This window comes from Pseudophaeobacter profundi (genome assembly GCF_029697505.1).
Taxonomy (GTDB): Bacteria; Pseudomonadota; Alphaproteobacteria; order Rhodobacterales; family Rhodobacteraceae; genus Pseudophaeobacter; species Pseudophaeobacter profundi.
The window spans coordinates 1-20,098 of the sequence record NZ_JARJEF010000001.1; the positions used below are offsets into that span (position 1 = coordinate 1).

Annotated in this window: 15 protein-coding genes and 1 tRNA gene; 8 read left to right on the forward strand and 8 right to left on the reverse strand. The window is 60.1% G+C overall.

Going from position 1 to position 20,098, the window contains the following annotated elements; translation table 11 throughout:
- Positions 1-436: 436 nt before the first annotated feature.
- From P2081_RS00005 to P2081_RS00015, 3 genes are all read right to left on the reverse strand, one after another.
- A tRNA-Leu gene (locus P2081_RS00005) sits at positions 437-523 on the reverse strand.
- Between the two features lie 162 nt (positions 524-685).
- A complete protein-coding gene (locus tag P2081_RS00010) occupies positions 686-1,255 on the reverse strand; it encodes a tetratricopeptide repeat protein (RefSeq protein ID WP_278920835.1) in 570 nt (189 codons plus the stop codon).
- A 265-nt stretch (positions 1,256-1,520) separates the two neighbouring features.
- Complete coding sequence (locus P2081_RS00015) at positions 1,521-1,991, reverse strand: Lrp/AsnC family transcriptional regulator (protein ID WP_232400714.1); 471 nt, start codon at positions 1,989-1,991, stop codon at positions 1,521-1,523.
- A 125-nt stretch (positions 1,992-2,116) separates the two neighbouring features.
- On the opposite strand from P2081_RS00015, the gene putA reads away from it, so the two are divergent.
- Together putA and P2081_RS00025 are read left to right on the forward strand one after the other, a co-directional pair.
- The gene (gene putA, locus P2081_RS00020) at positions 2,117-5,533 is read left to right on the forward strand and encodes a bifunctional proline dehydrogenase/L-glutamate gamma-semialdehyde dehydrogenase PutA (RefSeq protein WP_278920836.1); all 3,417 of its coding nucleotides are present in this window, start codon (positions 2,117-2,119) and stop codon (positions 5,531-5,533) included.
- 68 nt (positions 5,534-5,601) lie between these two features.
- Complete coding sequence (locus P2081_RS00025) at positions 5,602-6,372, forward strand: rhomboid family intramembrane serine protease (RefSeq protein WP_278920837.1); 771 nt, start codon at positions 5,602-5,604, stop codon at positions 6,370-6,372.
- Between the two features lie 140 nt (positions 6,373-6,512).
- On the opposite strand, the gene P2081_RS00030 is transcribed toward P2081_RS00025, so the two are convergent.
- A complete protein-coding gene (locus P2081_RS00030) occupies positions 6,513-7,298 on the reverse strand; it encodes an inositol monophosphatase family protein (RefSeq protein ID WP_278920838.1) in 786 nt (261 codons plus the stop codon).
- Positions 7,299-7,548: 250 nt separating this feature from the next.
- On the opposite strand from P2081_RS00030, the gene P2081_RS00035 reads away from it, so the two are divergent.
- Positions 7,549-8,589: an NADPH-dependent curcumin/dihydrocurcumin reductase gene (locus tag P2081_RS00035; protein ID WP_278920839.1), complete on the forward strand. Its 1,041-nt coding sequence runs from the start codon at positions 7,549-7,551 to the stop codon at positions 8,587-8,589.
- Positions 8,590-8,653: 64 nt separating this feature from the next.
- On the opposite strand, the gene P2081_RS00040 is transcribed toward P2081_RS00035, so the two are convergent.
- Positions 8,654-9,559 (reverse strand): LysR family transcriptional regulator, encoded by a 906-nt coding sequence (locus P2081_RS00040; RefSeq protein WP_278921431.1) that lies wholly within the window; start codon positions 9,557-9,559, stop codon positions 8,654-8,656.
- 95 nt (positions 9,560-9,654) lie between these two features.
- Between P2081_RS00040 and metF the strand changes: the two genes are divergently transcribed.
- Positions 9,655-10,524 carry a methylenetetrahydrofolate reductase [NAD(P)H] gene (metF, locus tag P2081_RS00045; protein ID WP_278920840.1) on the forward strand — a complete coding sequence of 290 codons (870 nt, stop codon included), beginning with the start codon at positions 9,655-9,657 and terminating at the stop codon, positions 10,522-10,524.
- A 109-nt stretch (positions 10,525-10,633) separates the two neighbouring features.
- A complete protein-coding gene (locus tag P2081_RS00050) occupies positions 10,634-11,125 on the forward strand; it encodes a PaaI family thioesterase (protein WP_278920841.1) in 492 nt (163 codons plus the stop codon).
- A gap of 83 nt (positions 11,126-11,208) precedes the next feature.
- Here P2081_RS00050 and P2081_RS00055 read toward each other — a convergent pair whose 3' ends face one another.
- From P2081_RS00055 to P2081_RS00065, 3 genes are read right to left on the reverse strand one after another with little or no spacing between them, the layout of a single operon-like run.
- Positions 11,209-12,303: a T6SS phospholipase effector Tle1-like catalytic domain-containing protein gene (locus P2081_RS00055; protein ID WP_278920842.1), complete on the reverse strand. Its 1,095-nt coding sequence runs from the start codon at positions 12,301-12,303 to the stop codon at positions 11,209-11,211.
- Positions 12,281-14,578 carry a xanthine dehydrogenase family protein molybdopterin-binding subunit gene (locus P2081_RS00060; protein ID WP_278920843.1) on the reverse strand — a complete coding sequence of 766 codons (2,298 nt, stop codon included), beginning with the start codon at positions 14,576-14,578 and terminating at the stop codon, positions 12,281-12,283. The genes P2081_RS00055 and P2081_RS00060 overlap by 23 nt, the downstream gene beginning before the upstream one ends.
- Before the next feature lie 48 nt (positions 14,579-14,626).
- The gene (locus P2081_RS00065) at positions 14,627-15,778 is read right to left on the reverse strand and encodes a type III PLP-dependent enzyme (RefSeq protein ID WP_278920844.1); all 1,152 of its coding nucleotides are present in this window, start codon (positions 15,776-15,778) and stop codon (positions 14,627-14,629) included.
- Between the two features lie 106 nt (positions 15,779-15,884).
- Here P2081_RS00065 and P2081_RS00070 point away from each other — a divergent pair, with 106 nt between their 5' ends.
- From P2081_RS00070 to P2081_RS00080, 3 genes are all read left to right on the forward strand, one after another.
- The gene (locus P2081_RS00070; RefSeq protein WP_278920845.1) at positions 15,885-16,319 is read left to right on the forward strand and encodes an Lrp/AsnC family transcriptional regulator; all 435 of its coding nucleotides are present in this window, start codon (positions 15,885-15,887) and stop codon (positions 16,317-16,319) included.
- Positions 16,320-16,456: 137 nt separating this feature from the next.
- Positions 16,457-19,420 (forward strand): valine--tRNA ligase, encoded by a 2,964-nt coding sequence (locus P2081_RS00075; protein WP_278920846.1) that lies wholly within the window; start codon positions 16,457-16,459, stop codon positions 19,418-19,420.
- Positions 19,421-19,667: 247 nt separating this feature from the next.
- The gene (locus P2081_RS00080; RefSeq protein WP_278920847.1) at positions 19,668-19,961 is read left to right on the forward strand and encodes a DUF1330 domain-containing protein; all 294 of its coding nucleotides are present in this window, start codon (positions 19,668-19,670) and stop codon (positions 19,959-19,961) included.
- The last annotated feature ends 137 nt before the right edge of the window (positions 19,962-20,098 follow it).

Consider the following 20,098-nt stretch of genomic DNA (forward strand, 5'->3'; position numbering starts at 1 on the left):
AATCCCATGTCTATCACTCCCAATCCCCCCAACGAAAACCGTCGGGGCAGTGTGTTCACATGGGTCAATTCTCAGTGACAATTTATCGGCATACCGGGTCAGTTCTCAGTGACAATCAACAGCGGCCTACCTCTGTTTGTGGCTGGTTAGGACTGTATCGAAGTAACGTACTGTTGACACTGAGCTGTTCCGTTCCTCTTCAGACTGCTAATGCATATGGAGTTGACGAGCGCGTTCTTGAATCAGCGGCTCATGTTGCCTGAAAAAATCCTCAAAAAAGTAATGCAGGGCCACATTTCGGTGTCATTCCGTCAGCCCCCCTGAAATTAAAACCTCATTGAAAGTTAAGCCGCTTCCAAAAGGTGGACCAAAAGGTGGCCTGAAATCAACAAACATCCATCAAGACGCTGATATTTATGAATATTATGGAAAGTAGTGGTGCGGGCGGTGGGACTCGAACCCACACGGGCACAAGGCCCAACAGATTTTAAGTCTGGTATGTCTACCATTCCATCACGCCCGCAACCAAGGCACAGAACAGGTCGGCGCCTTGGTTCAAATATCTAACGGCCTAACCCTTGGGGCACAATTCGTTTTTCTCGCAGAACGAGCATTTTTCGTACTGCTGCAAAGCCTATCTGCAAACACACCGAGCGGGATCGACGAGCCTGGGCGAGCCCCCCCCCTAAAGCTCGCTGCCCTCGGGCGTCACCTTGTCAAGGGCTTCCGGTGCCAGGGGGCCGCCTTGCAGGGCCAGGCTGCGCTCTGCCAACCAGGGGTTTAACCGCAGGGCCTCCCCCAAGGCATCCCGCGCCTCTGGCAGGCGGGCCAGACCATAGAGCGCCAAGGCGCGACCGCTAAGGGCGGCAACGTGGCGCGGTGACAAGGCCAGCGCGCGATCCAGATCCAGCAGGGCGGCGGCAAAATCCTGGCGCAGGAAATGCACAAAGGCCCGCTGGTTGTAGCCTTCGGCATAGGCAGGACAATAGGCGATCAGCCTGTCGAAATCCGCCAGCGCACCGACAAAATCGTAGGCAGCGCGCCGCGTCATGCCGCGATCCAGGATCGCCTGAGCCTGGGCATCCGGCGCATCCGCCCAAAATGCCCACATCTGATTGAACAGGGCCTGGGCCTCGGCCTCATCAGACGCACGCTGCACCTTTGCAATCAGCGCATCCAGGGCGGCGGAATGATCCTGGGCAGAGGGGCAACGGGCAAGCCCTGCCCCCGCAGTTGCCGTCAGAACAGGCGCCACAAGAAAGAGAGAGAGGCAGCAGGACCAAAAAGGCTGCCCGCGCGGCACGAGACGAGAGCGCAGCCAAGCTGCTGGACAAGACAACAGAGCGGAAAGAGCATCAGCACAGGTCATACAGACAGACTGCAAAACCAAGCCTGGGCTGGCAAATCAACTTTTTGCGCGCAAAGCTACGGATATGCCAGCGGGCCTGCCCTGCACAGATGGCCACCTGGGTTGATCTACTCGATCAGGCTGCGTCACACCTACCGGGCGCAGGCAGGCATTAAATCGGTGCCAGGCCCGCGTCCTCCTTGACCGCCTGCATCGCAACATAGGTCGAGGTTGCAGCCACATAGGGCAGAGAGGAAATTTTTTCGCCCAGCACCTGCCGATAGGCCGACATGGACCGCGTGCGTACCCGCAGCAGATAGTCAAAATGAGAGGCCATAAGATAGGCCTGTTCAATCTCGGGGATGCGGGTCACGGCAGCGTTGAACTTTGACAGCGCCGCCTCGCGGGTGTCTTCCAGCTTGACCTCCACAAAAGCGATATGATCCAGCCCCAGCCGAATGGGATCAATCTGCGCCCGATACCCGGTGATGATGCCGCCAAGCTCCAGCCGACGCAGCCGGGTTTGGGTCGGCGATTTTGACAGGCCGATCCGGCGCGCTAGATCAGCAATAGAGAGACGCCCATCGCCCCCCAGTACATTGAGAATCTCTCGGTCGAACCGATCCAGATCAGATAAATCCATTCAGCCTGCCTCTGACCAAAATTGCGATACGATTGATCCCGTTTTGCCACACCTTCGGGAGATTGTCCCGAATAAAAGACAGTAAAGCTAGCAAAACACCCTCCGCAAAAGAATGGAGCCTCAAGATGAACCTGCACAGCAAATTGCGTGACCGGATTGATGCCGGAACCTATGTCAATCAACAGGATATGTTTGATCAGTTGTGTAGTACCGCCGCGCTTAGCGCGGCCGATCGCGCGGCGATTTGCACCCGCGCCGCTGCCCTGGTGCGCGACATCCGTAGCCATTCCAACCCTGGCTTGATGGAGGTCTTCCTGGCGGAATATGGCCTGTCCACCGATGAAGGTATCGCCCTGATGTGTCTGGCCGAAGCCCTGTTGCGGGTGCCGGATGCCGATACCATCGACGCCCTGATCGAGGATAAAATTGCCCCCTCTGACTGGGGTAAACACCTGGGCCATTCATCCTCTTCGCTGGTCAATGCCTCGACCTGGGCCCTGATGCTGACAGGCAAGGTACTGGATGAAGATCGCAGCCCGGTCGGAGCCCTGCGCGGCGCCATCAAACGCCTGGGCGAGCCGGTGATCCGCACTGCCGTAGCCCGCGCCATGCGGGAAATGGGCCGCCAGTTCGTTCTGGGCGAAACCATTGAATCAGCAATGAAACGTGCCGCCGGCATGGAGGCAAAGGGCTACACCTATTCCTACGACATGCTGGGAGAAGCCGCCCGGACCGAGGCGGATGCCGCCCGCTATCATCTGGCCTATTCCAAGGCGATTTCGGCAATTGCGGCCGGTTGTGACAGCGATGACATTCGCAAGAATCCCGGCATTTCCATCAAGCTCTCGGCGCTGCACCCCCGGTATGAGCTGGCCCAGGAAGGCCGCGTCATGGAACAATTGGTGCCGCGCGTCAAAGCGCTGGCACTGCTGGCCAAGGCGGCCAATATGGGGCTGAACATCGATGCCGAAGAGGCAGACCGCCTGTCGCTCTCGCTTGAGGTGATAGAGGCGGTGGTCTCCGAACCATCGCTGGACGGGTGGGAAGGCTTTGGTGTCGTGGTACAGGCCTATGGCCCGCGCACCGGGCTGGTGATTGATGCGCTTTATGATCTGGCGGAAAAACACGACCGCCGCTTTATGGTCCGCCTGGTCAAGGGGGCCTACTGGGATACCGAGATCAAGCTGGCCCAGGTCGAGGGCGTCGATGGCTTTCCGGTCTTCACCAACAAAGCGCTGAGCGATGTGTCCTATATTGCCAATGCCCGCAAACTGATGGGTATGACAGACCGGATTTATCCGCAGTTTGCCACCCACAACGCCCATACTGTCAGCGCCATTCTGCACATGGCAGGCGATGCCGACAGCTATGAATTCCAGCGCCTGCATGGCATGGGCGAAACCCTGCACAATATGGTGCTGGAACAGAACCAGACCCGTTGCCGCATCTATGCCCCCGTGGGCGCGCACCGGGATCTGCTCGCCTATCTGGTGCGGCGTCTGCTGGAAAACGGCGCCAACAGTTCTTTTGTGAACCAGATCGTCGATGAAGATGTGGCGCCTGAAATCGTCGCGGCCGATCCCTTTCTGGACGCCGCGGACTGCGCCAATACCATTCCCACCGGGCCTGAACTCTTCGCGCCGGAACGCCCCAATTCCATCGGGTTTGACCTGGGCCATGCCCCGACCCTCGCCCGGATCGAAGAAGACCGCGACCCCTGGCGTCAGCACAGCTGGCTGTCCGAGCCGCTGATTGCCGCCGAGATAACCCCCTCACAGCCCGAAAACGTGTCCAACCCTGCGGATTTCACCAATGTCGGCCAGGTCACCCCGTCAAGCGCCGCCGACGTAGAGGCCGCCCTTGAGGCCGCCACACCATGGCAGGCCAGCGCGGCAGAGCGGGCTGCGGTTCTCAATACCGCTGCCGATCTGTTTGAGGAAAACTATGCAGAGCTCTTTGCGATCCTGGCGCGCGAGGCCGGCAAGAGCCTGCCCGACGCCGTGGCCGAACTGCGCGAGGCGGTGGATTTCCTGCGCTACTACGCCGCCCGCATTCCCGATGCGGAACCCGCCGGTGTGTTCACCTGTATCTCACCCTGGAACTTCCCTCTGGCGATTTTCTCGGGGCAGATCGCAGCGGCGCTGGCCGTTGGCAATGCGGTGCTGGCCAAATCAGCCGAACAGACACCACTGATCGCCCATCGCGCCATTTCCCTGATGCACGAAGCCGGGGTGCCGCGCACCGCCCTGCAATTTCTGCCCGGTGCCGGTGCGGTTGTCGGTGCCGCCCTTACCTCAGATCGCCGGGTGCATGGCGTCGCCTTTACGGGTTCCACCGCGACCGCCCTGCGCATCCGTTCCAGCATGGCAGAGCACATGCAACCGGGTGCACCACTGATCGCTGAAACCGGCGGGTTGAACGCGATGATCGTCGACAGCACCGCCCTGCCGGAACAGGCGGTACAGGCCATCGTCGAAAGCGCCTTTCAATCTGCGGGCCAGCGCTGTTCGGCACTGCGCTGTCTCTACCTGCAGGAAGACATCGCCGACGCTGTGCTGACCATGCTGAAAGGCGCGATGGATCTGCTGCACCTCGGTGACCCCTGGAACCTGGAGGTCGACAGCGGCCCGGTAATCGACGCCAATGCCCGCGCGGTCATCCTGGCCCATATCGACCAGGCCCGCGCCGAGGGTCGGGTGCTCAAGGAGGTGAACACCCCGCAGGCTGGCACCTTTGTTGCCCCGACGCTGATTTCGGTCTCTCGTATTGGCGACCTTGAACAAGAGATCTTTGGCCCGGTCCTGCATGTGGCGCGGTTCAAGTCAAAAGATCTGGACCGGGTCATCGCTGATATCAATGCCACCGGGTACGGGCTGACCTTTGGCCTGCACACCCGCATTGATGATCGGGTGCAACATATCTGCGACAGCATTCACGCTGGTAATGTCTATGTGAACCGCAACCAGATCGGCGCGATTGTCGGCAGCCAACCATTTGGCGGCGAAGGTCTCTCGGGCACCGGCCCAAAGGCAGGGGGGCCAAACTACCTGGCCAGGTTCTGTGCACCAGACCGCCAGACGCCAAGTGATGACTGGGAGACGACCGCCCCAGTGCCGCTGTCGCGCGCAAAGCCAACCGGCACGCCGGGACCCAGCGTCACCACCACCTTGCCCGGCCCCACGGGGGAATCGAACCGGCTGACCACCCTGCCCCGCGCACCACTGCTCTGTCTGGGGCCTGGGGTGCAGACGGTGGCTGCGCAGGTGCAGGCGGTAATCGATCTTGGCGGTACCGCGCTGCAGGCACAGGGTCCGCTGAACGTGCAAGAGCTGCAACAGGTCGAAGGCATCGCAGGGGTTCTGTGGTGGGGTGACAGCGAAACCGCTACCGAGATCGAGCGCAGCCTGGCCATGCGGGACGGTCCCATTTTACCCCTGATTCCCGGTCTGCCGGATCGCGCCCGCGTATTGGCAGAACGCCATGTCTGTGTCGACACCACTGCCGCGGGCGGGAATGCGGCGCTTCTGGGCGGCGCAGCCTGACCCCCAGTTCCGGGTTGGTGCGCTGATAACCCCTTGACGCTGGGCCAAAATCGGCTCAGCGTCGGGCCATGTTTCCGCTGCGTGACCATAACCCTTCAGCCGGTACACCCTATGTGGTCTATGGGCTGATTGCCGCCAATGTTCTGGCCTATCTGATGTATTCCGGCCTGAGCAATGATCCCCGCGCCCTGATGCAGTTTTATCAGAGCTACGCCATCATCCCTGCCAATCTTGCCCGTGGTGAAGGGGCTGCCACACTGCTTACCTCTGTGTTCATTCATGGCGGGCTGATGCATCTGGGCGGCAATATGCTGTTTCTCTGGATCTTTGGTGACAATCTCGAGGATGAGATGGGGCACCTGCCCTTTCTGGCCTTTTACCTTGCCTGCGGCATCGGCGCCGGGCTGGTCCATGTGCTGGCCGCGCCTGGCTCGCAGGTTCCCACGGTTGGGGCCTCGGGGGCCATTGCCGGGGTAATGGGGGGCTACCTATTGCTCTTCCCCAAGGCGCGTGTCGATATCCTACTGATCCTAATCATCTTTTTCCGTGTCGTCACCGTGCCTGCCGCATTGATGCTGGGGCTTTGGCTGGCGCTGCAGATCTTTGGCGGATTGGGTTCGGATCCCGACCAGGGCGGGGTTGCCTATTGGGCCCATGCCGGTGGGTTTGCGGTGGGGCTAGTGCTGATGCTGCCGCTGTGGTTACGCCTTGGCGGACCGGCCTTTTGGTCGCGCACCCATGGCCTGCCGCCCAATCCGCCAACCCAGTATACCTATAGTGCCAGTCGCATCCCGCGCCTGCCCCGCAAACGGCGGCGTCCCGGCCCCTGGGGGAAATAGTCCCGGCAGCATACAACGAAAAAGCGCGCCTCAAAGGGCGCGCTTTTGTAATAGGTTTCATCTCTGTTTCGCCAGGTTCGGAAAACCCGCACTATGCATAGCCATGGAGCGCCAAAGTGGTTGGGCGAAAAAGCAAGCAATCAGGCGCGTACAACCTTGGCAAAGCTTTCAAAGATCGGCTCGTTGGAGCAGACAACTTCGCCGCACTCCACAATGCTGTCGCTTGGGTTGATGGCTTCAACCAGACCGCCAGCCTCTTGCACGATGATGATGCCCGCGGCCAGATCCCAGGCATTCAGGCGGCGTTCCCAAAAGCCATCGTAACGACCTGCAGCCACATAGGCCATGTCCAATGCAGCAGAGCCAAAGCGGCGCACACCGGCACAGGCGGGCAACAGGCGGGCCAGATCCTGCAGGGTATCGGGAAGGTCAGCACGGCCCGCAAAAGGCAGTCCGGTGGCAAAGATGGATTCGATCAGACGATGCCGACCCGAGGTACGGATCCGGCTTTCGTTCATCCAGGCACCCGCGCCTTTTTCAGCAAAGAACAGCTCATCCCGGCTGGGATCATAGACCACCCCAGCGATGACCTTGCCCTTGTGTTCCAGCGCGATGGAGATCGACCAATGCGGCAGACCATGCAAAAAGTTGGTGGTGCCATCCAGCGGATCGACAATCCAGCGACGGGTTGGATCGTCGCCAGGAATTTCGCCGCCCTCTTCCGCCAGCCAGCCATAAGTAGGGCGCGCGCCCATCAGCTCTTCCTTCAGGATCGCTTCGGCAGCGATGTCCGCCTTGGACACAAAGTCTCCAGGGCCCTTGCGGGAGACTTGCAGGTTTTCAACCTCACGAAAGTCTTTTGCCAGGGACCGGCCAGCCTTGCGGGCCGCTTTGATCATCACATTGAGGTTTGCGCTGCCAATCATGTCTGCTGGATCCTGTTGTGCTCGGGGAGATGTCGGTCAAACCGTGCCTATACGCGGCAAGCCTCCATTTGCCAAGGGTCAATAGCGCATCAAATCAAGCTCAGAGGCCCTGGCTGCACCAGATCCCAGTCGGGCTTTCCGCTGGGTCACAGTAGCTCTACAGTTGTCAAAAGCCAAACTGAACGACAGAGTTCAAAAAACGCTCTCAGCGCAGGCGACAGCTGCGCCCGACCACAATAAGGAGACAGAGATGACCGGTGAAATGCAACAGATCGTTTTGGCCAGCCGCCCCGAGGCCGCACCAGTGGCAGAAAACTTCCGGCTGGAAAAAGTCGCCCTGCCCGAACCCGGTGAAGGCGAAGTGCTTGTAAAGCTGCACTATATGTCGCTGGATCCCTATATGCGCGGTCGTATGGACGATGCGAAATCCTATGCCGCCCCGGTGCCCATCGGTGGCCGCATGGAGGCCGGTGCCGTCGGCGAGGTCATTGCCTCAAACAGCCCGCATTTCCAGATTGGTGATTTTGCCTTTGGGATGTTTGGCTGGGCCAGCCACGGCTGCCTGCCCGCGAAAGAGCTGCGCAAAATTGATCCCGCACAGGGGCCAATCACGGCGGCGCTTGGCGTTCTGGGCATGCCAGGGTTTACCGGATGGCATGGCTTGTCCGCCTATGGGCGCCCGCAGGCAGGCGAAACCCTGGTGGTGGCCGCCGCAACCGGGCCGGTGGGTTCAATGGTCGGGCAACTGGCAAAACAGGCCGGACTGCGGGTTGTGGGCATCGCCGGTGGTGCCGACAAATGTAAGCTTGCCGTTGATACCTTTGGCTTTGATGTCTGCCTCGATCACCGCGCCTATGCCGATGCCCGCGCCCTGCGCAAGGACCTGAAAGAGGCCTGCCCCAATGGCATCGACATCTATTTCGAGAATGTCGGCGGCAAGGTGCTAGAGGCAGTTCTGCCGCTGATGAATCCAAATGGCCGCATTCCGATCTGCGGCATGATTGCCTGGTACAACGCCGGGGGGCTGGGCGAAGGTGCCAAGGAAGCAGGGCTTACCGGGCCAAACATCTGGCGCAATATCCTGGTCAAGTTCCTGTCCGTGAAAGGTTTTATCATCTCGAACCACTTTGATCGCTACCCCGAGTTCCTAAAAGAGGTCGCCCCAATGGTCGCCAAAGGCGAGATCCGTTTTGTCGAAGACATCGCCGAAGGGCTGGAGAACGCCCCAGCCGCCTTTATGGCGATGCTGAACGGCGGCAACACCGGCAAGCAGATCGTCAAACTGATCTGATACAGAAAATCTCTGCGGGCACCGGGGGCCCTGGTGTCCGCAGCCAATTCAAGGAGCGCGCCAGCTACTGCTGTTGTAGCTTGCGGGCCTCGACCTTCGCCAGGCGAATGAGTTCCTTCATATAAGGCTTTTCGCGATCTTCGCTGCGGATCGCCGCATAAAGACGGCGGGTAATTCCGGCCTTGGTCAGCGGGCGAGTGACATAATCCGAGGAATATTTCACCTCGCGCACCACCCAGTCCGGCAGCACCGAAACGCCCCGGTTCGACGCCACCAACAGCAAGATGACTGCAGTCAGCTCTACCTGACGAATGCTTTCCGGTTCGACCCGCGCCGGGGTCAGCAGCTGGCTGAACACATCCAGCCGCGATTTTTCAACCGGATAGGTGATCAATGTCTGATCAAGAAAATCCTCGGCTTCGACAAAAGACTTCTGGGCCAGCGGGTGCTGTGCAGAAGCGACAAACACCGCTTTGTAATCAAACAGCTCGATAAACTCGACACCTGGTATATCTTCGGGATCGGACGAGACCACCAGATCGACCTCTTCTTTTTGCAAGGCTGGCAGCGCGTCAAAGGCAAGACCGGGACGAATATCCACATCAACATCCGACCAGCTCTGGCGGAAGGCTTCCAGTACGGGGAACAGCCACTCGAAACAGGCGTGACATTCAATGGCGATGTGCATCCGTCCTGTGTGGCCGTCGCGCAGAGAGGAAAACTCTGCCAGGGTCGCCTCAACCTGGGGCAGCACCTGTTCGGCCAGCCGCAGCAACCGCAGCCCCGCCGCCGACAATTTCATCGGCTTGGAGCGGCGTTTGAAAAGTTCGACCCCAGCTTGATCTTCCAGGCCTTTGATTTGATGGCTCAATGCGCTTTGCGTGATGTTGAGCTGCTCAGCCGCCCGAGCCAATCCGCCGGCCTCGTGGATGGCCTTTATCGTACGCAGGTGGCGAAACTCGATATGCATGACTTCAGATCTACTCATGTTGTTCTTGAGAATTATGAAATTGTCTCACAATGCTGCACGTGCAACAAGAGGCAAATCCTACGGAGAGCACAGCAATGACGAGCCCTGAGATTTCATTTGAATTTTTCCCCCCCCAGTCTCTGGAGGCGTCTTTTCGACTTTGGGATACGGTACAGACCCTGGCACCGCTGGATCCGCGCTTTGTCTCGGTCACCTATGGGGCGGGCGGCACCACCCGCGACCTGACCCGCGACGCTGTGAAAACCCTGCATGGCAGCTCTGGGCTCAATGTGGCAGCGCATCTGACCTGTGTGGATGCAAGCCGCGCCGAAACACTGGAAATCGCGGAAAACTTTGCCGCAGTGGGTGTCACCGAAATCGTGGCGCTGCGCGGTGATCCCCCCAAGGATACCGGCAGATTTGTGCCCCATCCTGATGGGTTTGCCAATTCGGTGGACCTGATCGAGGCGCTGGCCGCCACAGGCAAATTTTCCCTGCGCGTTGGTGCCTATCCCGATCCGCATCCAGAAGCGGCAAATGCCCAGGCGGATGTTGACTGGCTCAAGCGTAAACTGGACGCCGGTGCCGATGAGGCGTTGACCCAATTTTTCTTTGAGGCGGAGACCTTCCTGCGTTTCCGTGACGCCTGCGCGAAGGCCGGCATTGATGGGGATAAGCTGGTGCCGGGCATCCTGCCGATCGAAAACTGGAAAGGTGCGCGCAACTTTGCAAAACGCTGCGGCACCGTGATCCCGGCCTGGGTCGATGACGCCTTTGAAAAAGCCACCCGCGACAACCGCGCGGATCTGCTGGCCACGGCGATCTGCAGCGAACTGTGTTCTGACCTGCTCGACGAAGGGGTGAAGAAACTGCATTTCTACACTCTCAACCGCCCCGAGCTGACCCGCGATGTCTGCTTTGCCCTCGGGCTCTCTCCCAAGGTCTCGCTCGAGAACGTAGCGTAAGGCTTGTTGCCGATCGTTCCTGCCCGATACTGTCATTGAAAAAGCTATGTGCTCTAGGGGATTACCCCTGGGGCGCAGCTTCTTCAGCTGTAAATACAGAGGGCACGCCATGCCGATCGCAAAATCACCCGCCGACCTTCCGACCATGGACCAGATCGTACAGCTTTCGGGGCTGGAGTTCATGCAAGCCATTCTGGATGGCCGCCTGCCCGGCCCGCCAATTGGCGCCCAAATGGGGTATACCCTGCATGAGGTAAGCGAAGGACGCGCGGTATTTCGCGGCACGCCCCGGTTTGAAGTCACCAACCCAATGGGTACGGTGCATGGCGGTTGGTACGGCACCCTGCTGGACAGCGCCATGGCCTGCGCGGTGATGACAGCCGTGCCAAAGGGTTCAGCCTATACAACCCTGGAATACAAGATCAACATCCTGCGCTCTGTTCCGCTGGGCACCACAGTGGATTGCATTGGCGTTATCGACCATGTTGGCCGCTCAACCGGGGTCGCCCATGGGGAACTGCGCGGCGTTGACGACGGCAAGCTTTACGCCACCGGATCGACCACCTGCATTGTGATGAATATGACCGGCAAAAAGACCTGAGCGTACATTACCTGCCGGGCCCCGCCTATACATACGGCCTGCGGCAGCGCAGACTGCGCAGGTCGCCGGGGGATCGGGTAGCGCTAAGGCGCGTTTCCAGTCTGCCCGGCAAACCAGCCTGTCGGCTTTTTTGACAGCGTAACATCGCGCACGCTGTGGTGCAGACGTTCACTAGGGTCCAGCCCCACCTGCCGTTTGCTCCGCAACAAAAAGATCTTGCCCCACCCGTTCCAGGTGCCAACCGACGGCGCCTTTGGATCCACCGGAAAGCGCATGCGCCAATCCCGCGGCAGGGGTAAGCCGCAATGTTCGGCCCTCTCCAGCATCCAGACCAGCGGAATATTGGCCAAGGGGCGCGCCTCTTCGTATCCGCCCAGTTGACCGCCAATATCCCCATGTGCGCCGTGAAACCAAACCTGTTCGACATGCCCCTTCCAGCGCTCCGAGCCGACCCAGAGCACCGGCTGGAACACATTGCGCGTCTCGTCCAGCGCAAGGGCTTGATAGCCATTTTTGACATGCGCGCCCAGTTCGTGGTTGTGAAAGGCATGTCGGCTTTTTGCCAAGCGCCACAGCAGGGGCAACCGCAGGCCCAGCGCCTTGACCGTATCCCAGACACCAATCATTTCGATCTGGGTCTCAGGGTGGCAATATGCCTTGCGAAAAGATTCTGCCACCAGCGGTGACCCTGCCTGTTGATAGTGGCGATAGGCCGTACGGATATTGCGCACGGTCGCATGTTCCGCCTTGAGCAGGCCAACCTCGCCGATCACCCCGGCAAGTGAACGCACCGCATAGGCACCGCGCGAATACCCCAGCAGATAGATCCGGTCGCCCGGACGATAGCGCGACGCAAGATAGCCATAAGCCCGGCGGATTTGCCGGTTGATGCCCCGGCCCATCATAACATCCGGCGCGCTGGCCCAGCCCGTCCACTGCACGCCCGCCTCATAGAAAACGGACACCTCACCACTCATTTCAAGGCACATCTGATAGAGACGGCCGGCATTCGTCTCTTGTCCGGGCTCCAGCGTCGACATGGTGCCATCCAGAATGATCACATGGGCCTGCGGCCCGCGCAGCTTTGCCTCGCCAGAATGCTCGGACCGCAGGGGCCGTCCAAGCCAGCCAAGCCCCAGCCATCTGCGCAGATCATTAGCAAGCTGCTTTAGTCCCATTCCTCAACGCTTCCCATAGTTTCAGTGGGGTGAACGGCATATCCACCTGCCGCAACCCCTTGTCCCAGGTGGCATCCTGCACCGCATTGGCGACAGCGGCCAGGGCACCAACGGTCCCCGCCTCGCCACAGCCCTTCATTCCCATTGGATTCTGGGTGGAGGGCACCGGTTCGGAGGTAAAGTCAATCATGGGCACATCGGCCGCACGCGGCAAGGCATAGTCCATGAAGGTCGCGGTAAGAAGCTGGCCATCTTCGTCATGGACCACATGCTCCATCATCGCCTGGCCCAAGCCCTGCACCACGCCGCCATGCACCTGACCTTCAGCCAGCATCGGATTGATAAGGTTGCCAAAATCATCAACCACCGTGTAGCGGTCCACCACGGAAACCCCGGTTTCGGGATCAATCACGACCTCGGCGATATGGGCCCCGTTTGGAAAGGAACGCCCCGGCAGCTGCGCCCGCGCTGTGTGACGTAGCAAATCAACGCGCCCCTGCGCGCGGGCCATCTCTGCTGTCTCCAGCAGCGATGGTGTCAGGTTGGATCCCGGCGCACGGAAGGTCTCGCCATCAAAGTGGACAGCCTCTGCCTCGACGCCCATTTCATCAGCCAGAAAGGGCGCAAAGGCCGCAACCATCACCTCGACCGTGGCCAGTGTCGCATTGGCCTGTGTCGTCACCGAACGCGACCCACCGGTACCGCCGCCCTTGGCGATGCGGTCGCTGTCGCCCTGAATGGTTGTGATTTTGTCGGCCGGAATACCCGTCTGATCCGCAAGGAACTGGGCATAGACAGTTTCATGCCCCTGCCCGTTGCTTTGCGTGCCCACGTAGATATTCACTCTGCCGTCCTCCAGAAATTCGACTTCCGCACCTTCGGAAGGGTCGCCCAAAATGCTTTCGATATAGTAACACAGGCCAACGCCGCGCAGTTTTCCATTGGCCACATCGGCACTGCGGCGAGCAGCAAAGCCCTGCATATCCGCCTCTTCGCAGGCCCGTGACAGGATCATGGCAAAATCACCCACATCATAGCTCTCGCCGGTGGCGGTGGCATAGGGGAACTGGGCTGGCGCGATAAAGTTGCGCCGGTGCAGCTCGAACGGGTCGACACCCAGCTCCCGCGCCGCCCGGTCCATCAGCCGCTCTAGCACATAGATTGCCTCGGGGCGGCCCGCACCGCGATAGGCATCCACCTGGGTAGTATTGGTATAGATACCCTCCACCTGTAGCCAGGTGGTCTTGATATCATAGACCCCGGTCAGAACCCGGCTGAACAGCTGGGTCTGAATGGGCTGGCCAAACTGCGAATTATAGGCGCCAAGGTTGCAACGGGTCTGCACCCGATAGGCAGTAATCTTGAGATCCGCGTCAAAGGCCAGTTCCGCCAGCGAGGTCAGATCCCGCCCGGCATTGTCGCTCAGCATGGCTTCGGTACGGTCAGACATCCAGAACACTGGCTGCGCCAGGGCGCGGGCGGCATGGGCGACGACAAAATATTCCGGATAGGTCATGGCCTTCATGCCAAAGCCGCCGCCAACATCTGGCGTCATCACATGCACCGCGTCTTCTTCCAGCCCCAGTTTGGCGGCCAGCTGGCTCTTGGCCCCCCAGACGCCCTGGCCGCCAAAGGTGAAATGCAGCCGCTCCGCCTCCCAGCTGGCAAAACAGCCGCGTGGCTCCATCGCGTTCACAATGATCCGGTTGTCCGCCACCTGTAGCGATACAGTATGGGCTGCGGTATCAAAGGCTGCCTTGGTGGCCTCTTCGTCCCCCATGCCCCAATCAAAGGCTTTGTTGTCTGGCGCTTCGGCGTGCAGTGGTTCGCCCCCGGCCTCAAGGTCCAGCTTGACCGGTAGATCCGCGATATCCACCTCGATCAGCTCTCCGGCGTCGCGGGCCTGTTCCAGGGTATCGGCAATCACCACCGCAATGGGTTCGCCGACAAAACGCACCCGACCATTGGCCAGCATGTGGCGTTCCGGCGCCGCGCCATCGCTTTTGTCACGATTTTTCACCACGGTGGCATCCATGGTCGTGATCAGCCCCGCCGCTTGAAGGTCCTGCAGGGTGACAACCATATGCACGCCCTCAGCGGCGCGGGCCTCTGCGACATCCAACGCCGTAATCTCGCCATGGGCAACGGGGCTGCGCAACACCCAGGCACGCAGCGCCCCATCCGGGGCGCAGTCTTCCAGGTAATTCCCATGGCCGGTCAGGAACCGAACATCTTCAACCCGTTTGACCGGCTGACTCTTTCCAAATTTTTCCATGCTCGCCCCCTATTCGCGCTACGCTAGTGCTTTTAGGGGACCTTAGCCCTAGCGCAGCGCTTGTCCAGAGAGCTCTATCACAGTTGCAACGTCAGACAGCCCATAGCCGTTGAATTGCGTGCTCATGGCGGAGGAATAAGCGCCAAGCCCAGGAAACAGCACATAGTCGCCCATCTGGCTGTCTGTCGGTAGTTCCAGGCCATCGGGCAAACGGTCCAGGCTGTCGCAGGTGGGGCCAAATATCACCCTTGGGCGCCCCGGTGCGCAGCGGTGTTCGCCCTTGGCGCTGACCACGGCGACCCGGCCCGGCAACCCCATGTCGCGGATGTCGACCAACCCGCCATAGATCCCGTCATTGAGGAAAACCACCTCGCCATCCCGGCGCAGGCCCTTGATCCGTGCCGCCAGAGTAAACGCCTCTGACACCATCGCCCGGCCCGGCTCGCAGATCAGCTGCGGCGCGCCGCTTCCAAAGGCTGCGGCTGTTGCGGCGCGAATGGCGGTAAAAACGGCCTCCAAATCTGGCGCGACCCCATCGCGATTGGCCGCAAAGCCACCGCCGACATTCAGCCGGGCAACAGGGACCCCCGCCTCATCAATAATGCGTTTGGCGGCGTGGATATATTCAACCCAGGCCGCCGCATCCTCACATTGGGTGCCGGGGTGAAAGCACAGCGACGGGGTCCAGCCCCCGGCCGCGACCTTCTGCAACAAGGCGATGGCCTCTTGCGGGGCGGCGCCAAATTTGCTGCCAAAATCATAGGCAGCCCCCCCCACTGGCAGGGCAAAGCGCACCGCGATTTCGCGATCCCGCGGCACCGCATCCAGCTTTTCCAGCTCGGACAGCTCATCCACTGACCAGCTGGCCACGTCATAGGCGATACCGGCCGCGATCTCGGCCTCGGATCGCATCGGATTGTTGTAGTGCAGCACCGCATCAGGGCTGGCTGCGCGCACCGCTGCCATCTCGCCGGGGGAGGCCACATCAAAGGCGTTGAGCCCCGCCGCCACCAGATTAGACAATACAGCCGGGTGCGGATTGGCCTTGACCGCATAGGTCACCAGCCCGTCAAAGCCCGCCATGAACCGCTTGGCCGTCTGGTGCAGCACCTGGGGGGCAAAATACAGGATCGGGTGATCCGGCTGACGGCGCGCCAGGTGAGTTTCAGGGTCAAGCCAAAGCGGGGAAATCTGCTGCATCGGGAAAGCCTCTATTGTTTTGACTATTTTGCGCTGATTTTGCATCGCTTTCGCCCGGCAGTTTGCCTAAAGTGACGAAACATTTCGCCAGATCGCAGGCAAAAACATGAAAATCGACGAAACAGACCAACAGTTATTGGCCCTCTTGCGTGACAACGCCCGTCGCCCGGTGGCAGAGTTGGGCCGCGCCCTGGGGCTGGCGCGTACCACGGTACAGGCACGTATCGAACGACTGGAACGCAGCGGCGTCATCGCAGGCTATACGCTGCGCCAATCCGCGGTTGAGCGCGCGCCCCTACAGGCCACGGTGCTGATCTCGATCGAGCCGCGCTCCGGTCCCGAGGTTCTGTCGCGCCTGCGCAGCCTTTTGGGGGTAGAGGTGGTGCATACGACATCCGGCAGGTTTGATCTATTGGCCCAGGTGGTTGCTCAGACCACCACCGCACTGGACGAAACCATCGACCGGATCGGCGAGGCCCGTGGCGTCCGCTCCTCCGAAAGCTTGATCCACCTGGCCACCAAGCTGGACCGCAGCCTTTAGACTGCCCTTGGGCATCGCCACCCCAGCCCCACCGCTGCCGGATTTTTCAGGCTGGTTTGCGCGGTCCCTTCCCCTTTGCCCCCCCATTCGTTATTGGAGGCAGCAACCCCGAATTCAATCGACGCAGGACGACCCTCATGGCACTGGACAAGACATTCGACGCGGCCACAGCTGAAAGCCGCCTTTACAAGGCCTGGGAAGAGGCTGGCTGTTTCAAGGCAGGCGCCAATGCCAAGCCTGAGGCCTCGACCTATTGCATCATGATCCCGCCCCCCAATGTGACCGGGGTGCTGCATATGGGCCATGCCTTCAACAATACGTTGCAGGATATCCTGATCCGCTGGAAGCGTATGCAGGGGTTTGACACCCTGTGGCAGCCGGGCACCGACCACGCCGGGATTGCGACGCAGATGGTTGTGGAACGCGAGCTGGCCAAAGAGGGCAAGAAACGCACCGATTTTGCACGCCCTGATTTCCTTGCCAAAATCTGGGAATGGAAAGAAAAGTCGGGCGGCACCATCATCGAACAGCTGAAACGCCTTGGTGCATCCTGCGATTTTGACCGCACCGCCTTTACCATGGCGGGCGCAGCAGGTGACACCCGCACCGGCCACGAGAACTCGCCCAACTTCCACGATGCCGTGATCAAGGTCTTTGTGGAGATGTACAACAAGGGGCTGATCTATCGCGGCAAGCGTCTGGTCAACTGGGATCCCCATTTTGAGACCGCGATCTCTGACCTTGAGGTGGAGAATATCGAGGTCGCGGGCCACATGTGGCACTTCAAATATCCGCTGGCGAATGGCGCGACCTATACCTATGTCGAGAAGGATGAGGACGGCAATGTTACGCTCACTGAAGAGCGTGATTATATCTCCATCGCCACCACCCGGCCCGAAACCATGCTGGGCGACGGCGCGGTTGCGGTGCACCCCTCGGATGAACGCTATGCGCCCATCGTTGGTATGCTCTGCGAAATCCCCGTTGGCCCCAAGGCGCAGCGCCGCCAGATCCCGATCATCACGGATGAATACCCCGATAAGGACTTTGGCTCTGGCGCGGTAAAAATCACCGGCGCGCATGATTTCAATGACTATCAGGTCGCCAAACGCGGCGGCATTCCGATGTATAATCTGATGGACACCAAGGCCAAAATGCGCGCCGACGGTCGCCCCTATGTGGAAGAGGCCGCCGAGGCCCAGGCGATTGCCAATGGGGAAGCTGAGTTCACCGAGGCGTCAATCGCCGCAATGAACCTGGTGCCGGAAGAATATCGCGGGCTGGATCGGTTTGAGGCCCGCAAACGCGTGGTGGCTGATATCACCGCCGAGGGTCTGGCGGTGATGCATACCGTCACCAAGGTGGTCAAAGACGAGGACGGCAACGAGACTGAGGTCTCGGAGGTCGTGCCTTATGTTGAGGCCAAGCCCATCATGCAGCCTTTTGGCGACCGCTCCAAGGTGGTGATCGAACCAATGCTGACTGACCAGTGGTTTGTTGAGACCGACAAGATCGTCGGCCCGGCGCTGGACGCGGTGAAAGACGGTACCGTCAAGATCCTGCCCGAGTCTGGCGAGAAAACCTATTACCACTGGCTGGAAAACATCGAGCCCTGGTGCATCTCACGCCAGCTCTGGTGGGGCCACCAGATCCCGGTTTGGTTTGATGCCGATGGGAAGCAGTATTGCGCCACAACTGAGGCCGAGGCTCAGGCTCAGGCGGGGGAAGGCGTTGAACTCATCCGTGACCCCGACGTGCTGGACACCTGGTTCTCTTCCGGTCTATGGCCGATTGGCACCCTGGGCTGGCCGGAATGGACCGAGGAAACCTCGAAATACTTCCCAACCTCCACATTGGTGACCGGGCAGGACATCCTGTTCTTCTGGGTGGCGCGGATGATGATGATGCAGCTGGCGGTTCTGGATCAGGACCTGCCTGTCAAGGAACGCATCCCATTCGACACCGTTTACCTGCATGGGCTGGTACGTGACGCCAAGGGCAAGAAGATGTCCAAATCCACCGGCAACGTCGTCGACCCGCTGGAAATCATTGACGAATACGGCGCTGATGCGCTGCGCTTTACCAATGCGGCCATGGCGAGCCTCGGTGGTGTGCTCAAGCTCGACATGAAGCGGATCGAGGGCTATCGCAACTTTGTCACCAAGATCTGGCAGGCCTGTTCCTATGGCGACAGCCAGATTGATGCCTTCTCGGTTGATCGCGACAGCACCCCGCCCAAAGCGACACTGCCGCTGAACCGCTGGATCATTGGCGAAATCGCCAAGCTGCGCGACGATGTGCAGGCGGGCTTTGAAAGCTTCCGCTTCAATGACGCCGCCAATGCGATCTATGCCACCTTCTGGAACACCTTCTGCGACCGCTATCTGGAATTCACCAAACCGGTATTCCAGGGCGAGGATCAGGCGGCCAAGGAAGAAACCCGCGCCACCTTTGCCTGGGCGATTGATCAGGCGCTGATCCTGATGCACCCGATCATGCCCTTTGTCACCGAAGAGCTGTGGAATGCCACCGAAGGGCGCGGCGTCAAGATGGGCGAGGCCTCCAAGATGCTGGCCCATGCCGCCTGGCCGAGCTACCGCGCCGCCGATCTGGTAGACGCCGAGGCCGAGGCCGAAATGAACTGGGTCATCGCGGTGATTGGCAATGTGCGCTCGGCCCGCTCGCAGCTGAACGTGCCGTCGGGTTCCATCGTGCCAATGCTGGTCACCGAAATGGACGCAGCGGCACAGGGCTATTGGGATCGCAACGCAGAGCTGATCCTGAACAAGGCGCGCATTGCAAGCCTGACACAGGCAAAGGACCTGCCCAAGGGCTGTATTTCAATCGCCGCACCGGGGGCCTCCTTTGCGCTGCCTCTGGCCGATATCATTGATGTTGCCGCAGAAAAGGCACGTCAGGAAAAGAACCTTGGCAAATTGACCAAGGAGCTGGGCGGGTTGCGTGGGCGGTTGAAAAACCCCAAATTCGCCGCCTCGGCCCCCGAAGAGGTGGTGGCAGAAGCCCGCGAAAACCTGGCCCTGCGCGAAGAGGAAGAAGCCAAGATCAAAGACGCCCTCGCGCGCCTGCAGGAAATCGGCTGACCCGTAAGGATAGTCCGCTCCCCGGCCTGTCACGGCATCAAACGCCCGCCTTTGCGCGGGCGTTTTTTGCGTTCCCGGTCCTGCCCCCTGCCGCAGCCTTGGGTGTTTTCCCTTGGCCAACGGGACGGGTTTTGCAATAACTCTTGGCAAGATCATTTGCTTACGGGGAAATTCCCTGCCCGCGCACCATTGCCTTTGCGGTAGTTCTGTATCAGCTTGGCACCGATAAATTGAAGGAGCTCACAAAATGCCAAAGGCCTACTGGGTGGCACATGTCGATGTTGACAACATGGAGCGCTACAAGGACTACATCGCTGCCAATGCCGCACCATTCGCTGAATATGGTGCCCGGTTTCTGGTGCGAGGCGGCACCAAGGAGATCCGCGAAGGGACCATGCGTTCGCGGACCGTGGTGATTGAATTCAAAGATTTCGAAACCGCAAAATCCTGCTATGATAGTATCGCCTATCAAGATGCCAAGGCGCTGCGGGATCCGGTTGCCAACGGCGATATGGCAATTGTCGAAGGCTACGACGGCTAGCCACAGACTGGCTGGGCCCTGCCTGGAAAACCGGCCCGGCGTCTTGCCCTACAGCACATGCGCCGCGCCAATCGGGTCCGTTCCGCAGCCCGCCCCAAAGGTTCATAACAGTCGGCCCAGCAACATGTGGCTGCAAG

Coding starts and splice junctions, on each gene's coding strand:
- P2081_RS00040 (WP_278921431.1), bottom strand. CDS start 9,559: ATGCATATCGAGTTTCGCCACCTGCGTACGATAAAGGCCATCCACGAG.
- P2081_RS00015 (WP_232400714.1), bottom strand. CDS start 1,991: ATGGATTTATCTGATCTGGATCGGTTCGACCGAGAGATTCTCAATGTA.
- P2081_RS00025 (WP_278920837.1), top strand. CDS start 5,602: ATGTTTCCGCTGCGTGACCATAACCCTTCAGCCGGTACACCCTATGTG.
- P2081_RS00060 (WP_278920843.1), bottom strand. CDS start 14,578: ATGGAAAAATTTGGAAAGAGTCAGCCGGTCAAACGGGTTGAAGATGTT.
- P2081_RS00070 (WP_278920845.1), top strand. CDS start 15,885: ATGAAAATCGACGAAACAGACCAACAGTTATTGGCCCTCTTGCGTGAC.
- P2081_RS00050 (WP_278920841.1), top strand. CDS start 10,634: ATGCCGATCGCAAAATCACCCGCCGACCTTCCGACCATGGACCAGATC.
- P2081_RS00065 (WP_278920844.1), bottom strand. CDS start 15,778: ATGCAGCAGATTTCCCCGCTTTGGCTTGACCCTGAAACTCACCTGGCG.
- metF (WP_278920840.1), top strand. CDS start 9,655: ATGACGAGCCCTGAGATTTCATTTGAATTTTTCCCCCCCCAGTCTCTG.
- P2081_RS00030 (WP_278920838.1), bottom strand. CDS start 7,298: ATGATTGGCAGCGCAAACCTCAATGTGATGATCAAAGCGGCCCGCAAG.
- P2081_RS00075 (WP_278920846.1), top strand. CDS start 16,457: ATGGCACTGGACAAGACATTCGACGCGGCCACAGCTGAAAGCCGCCTT.
- P2081_RS00055 (WP_278920842.1), bottom strand. CDS start 12,303: ATGGGACTAAAGCAGCTTGCTAATGATCTGCGCAGATGGCTGGGGCTT.
- putA (WP_278920836.1), top strand. CDS start 2,117: ATGAACCTGCACAGCAAATTGCGTGACCGGATTGATGCCGGAACCTAT.
- P2081_RS00080 (WP_278920847.1), top strand. CDS start 19,668: ATGCCAAAGGCCTACTGGGTGGCACATGTCGATGTTGACAACATGGAG.
- P2081_RS00035 (WP_278920839.1), top strand. CDS start 7,549: ATGACCGGTGAAATGCAACAGATCGTTTTGGCCAGCCGCCCCGAGGCC.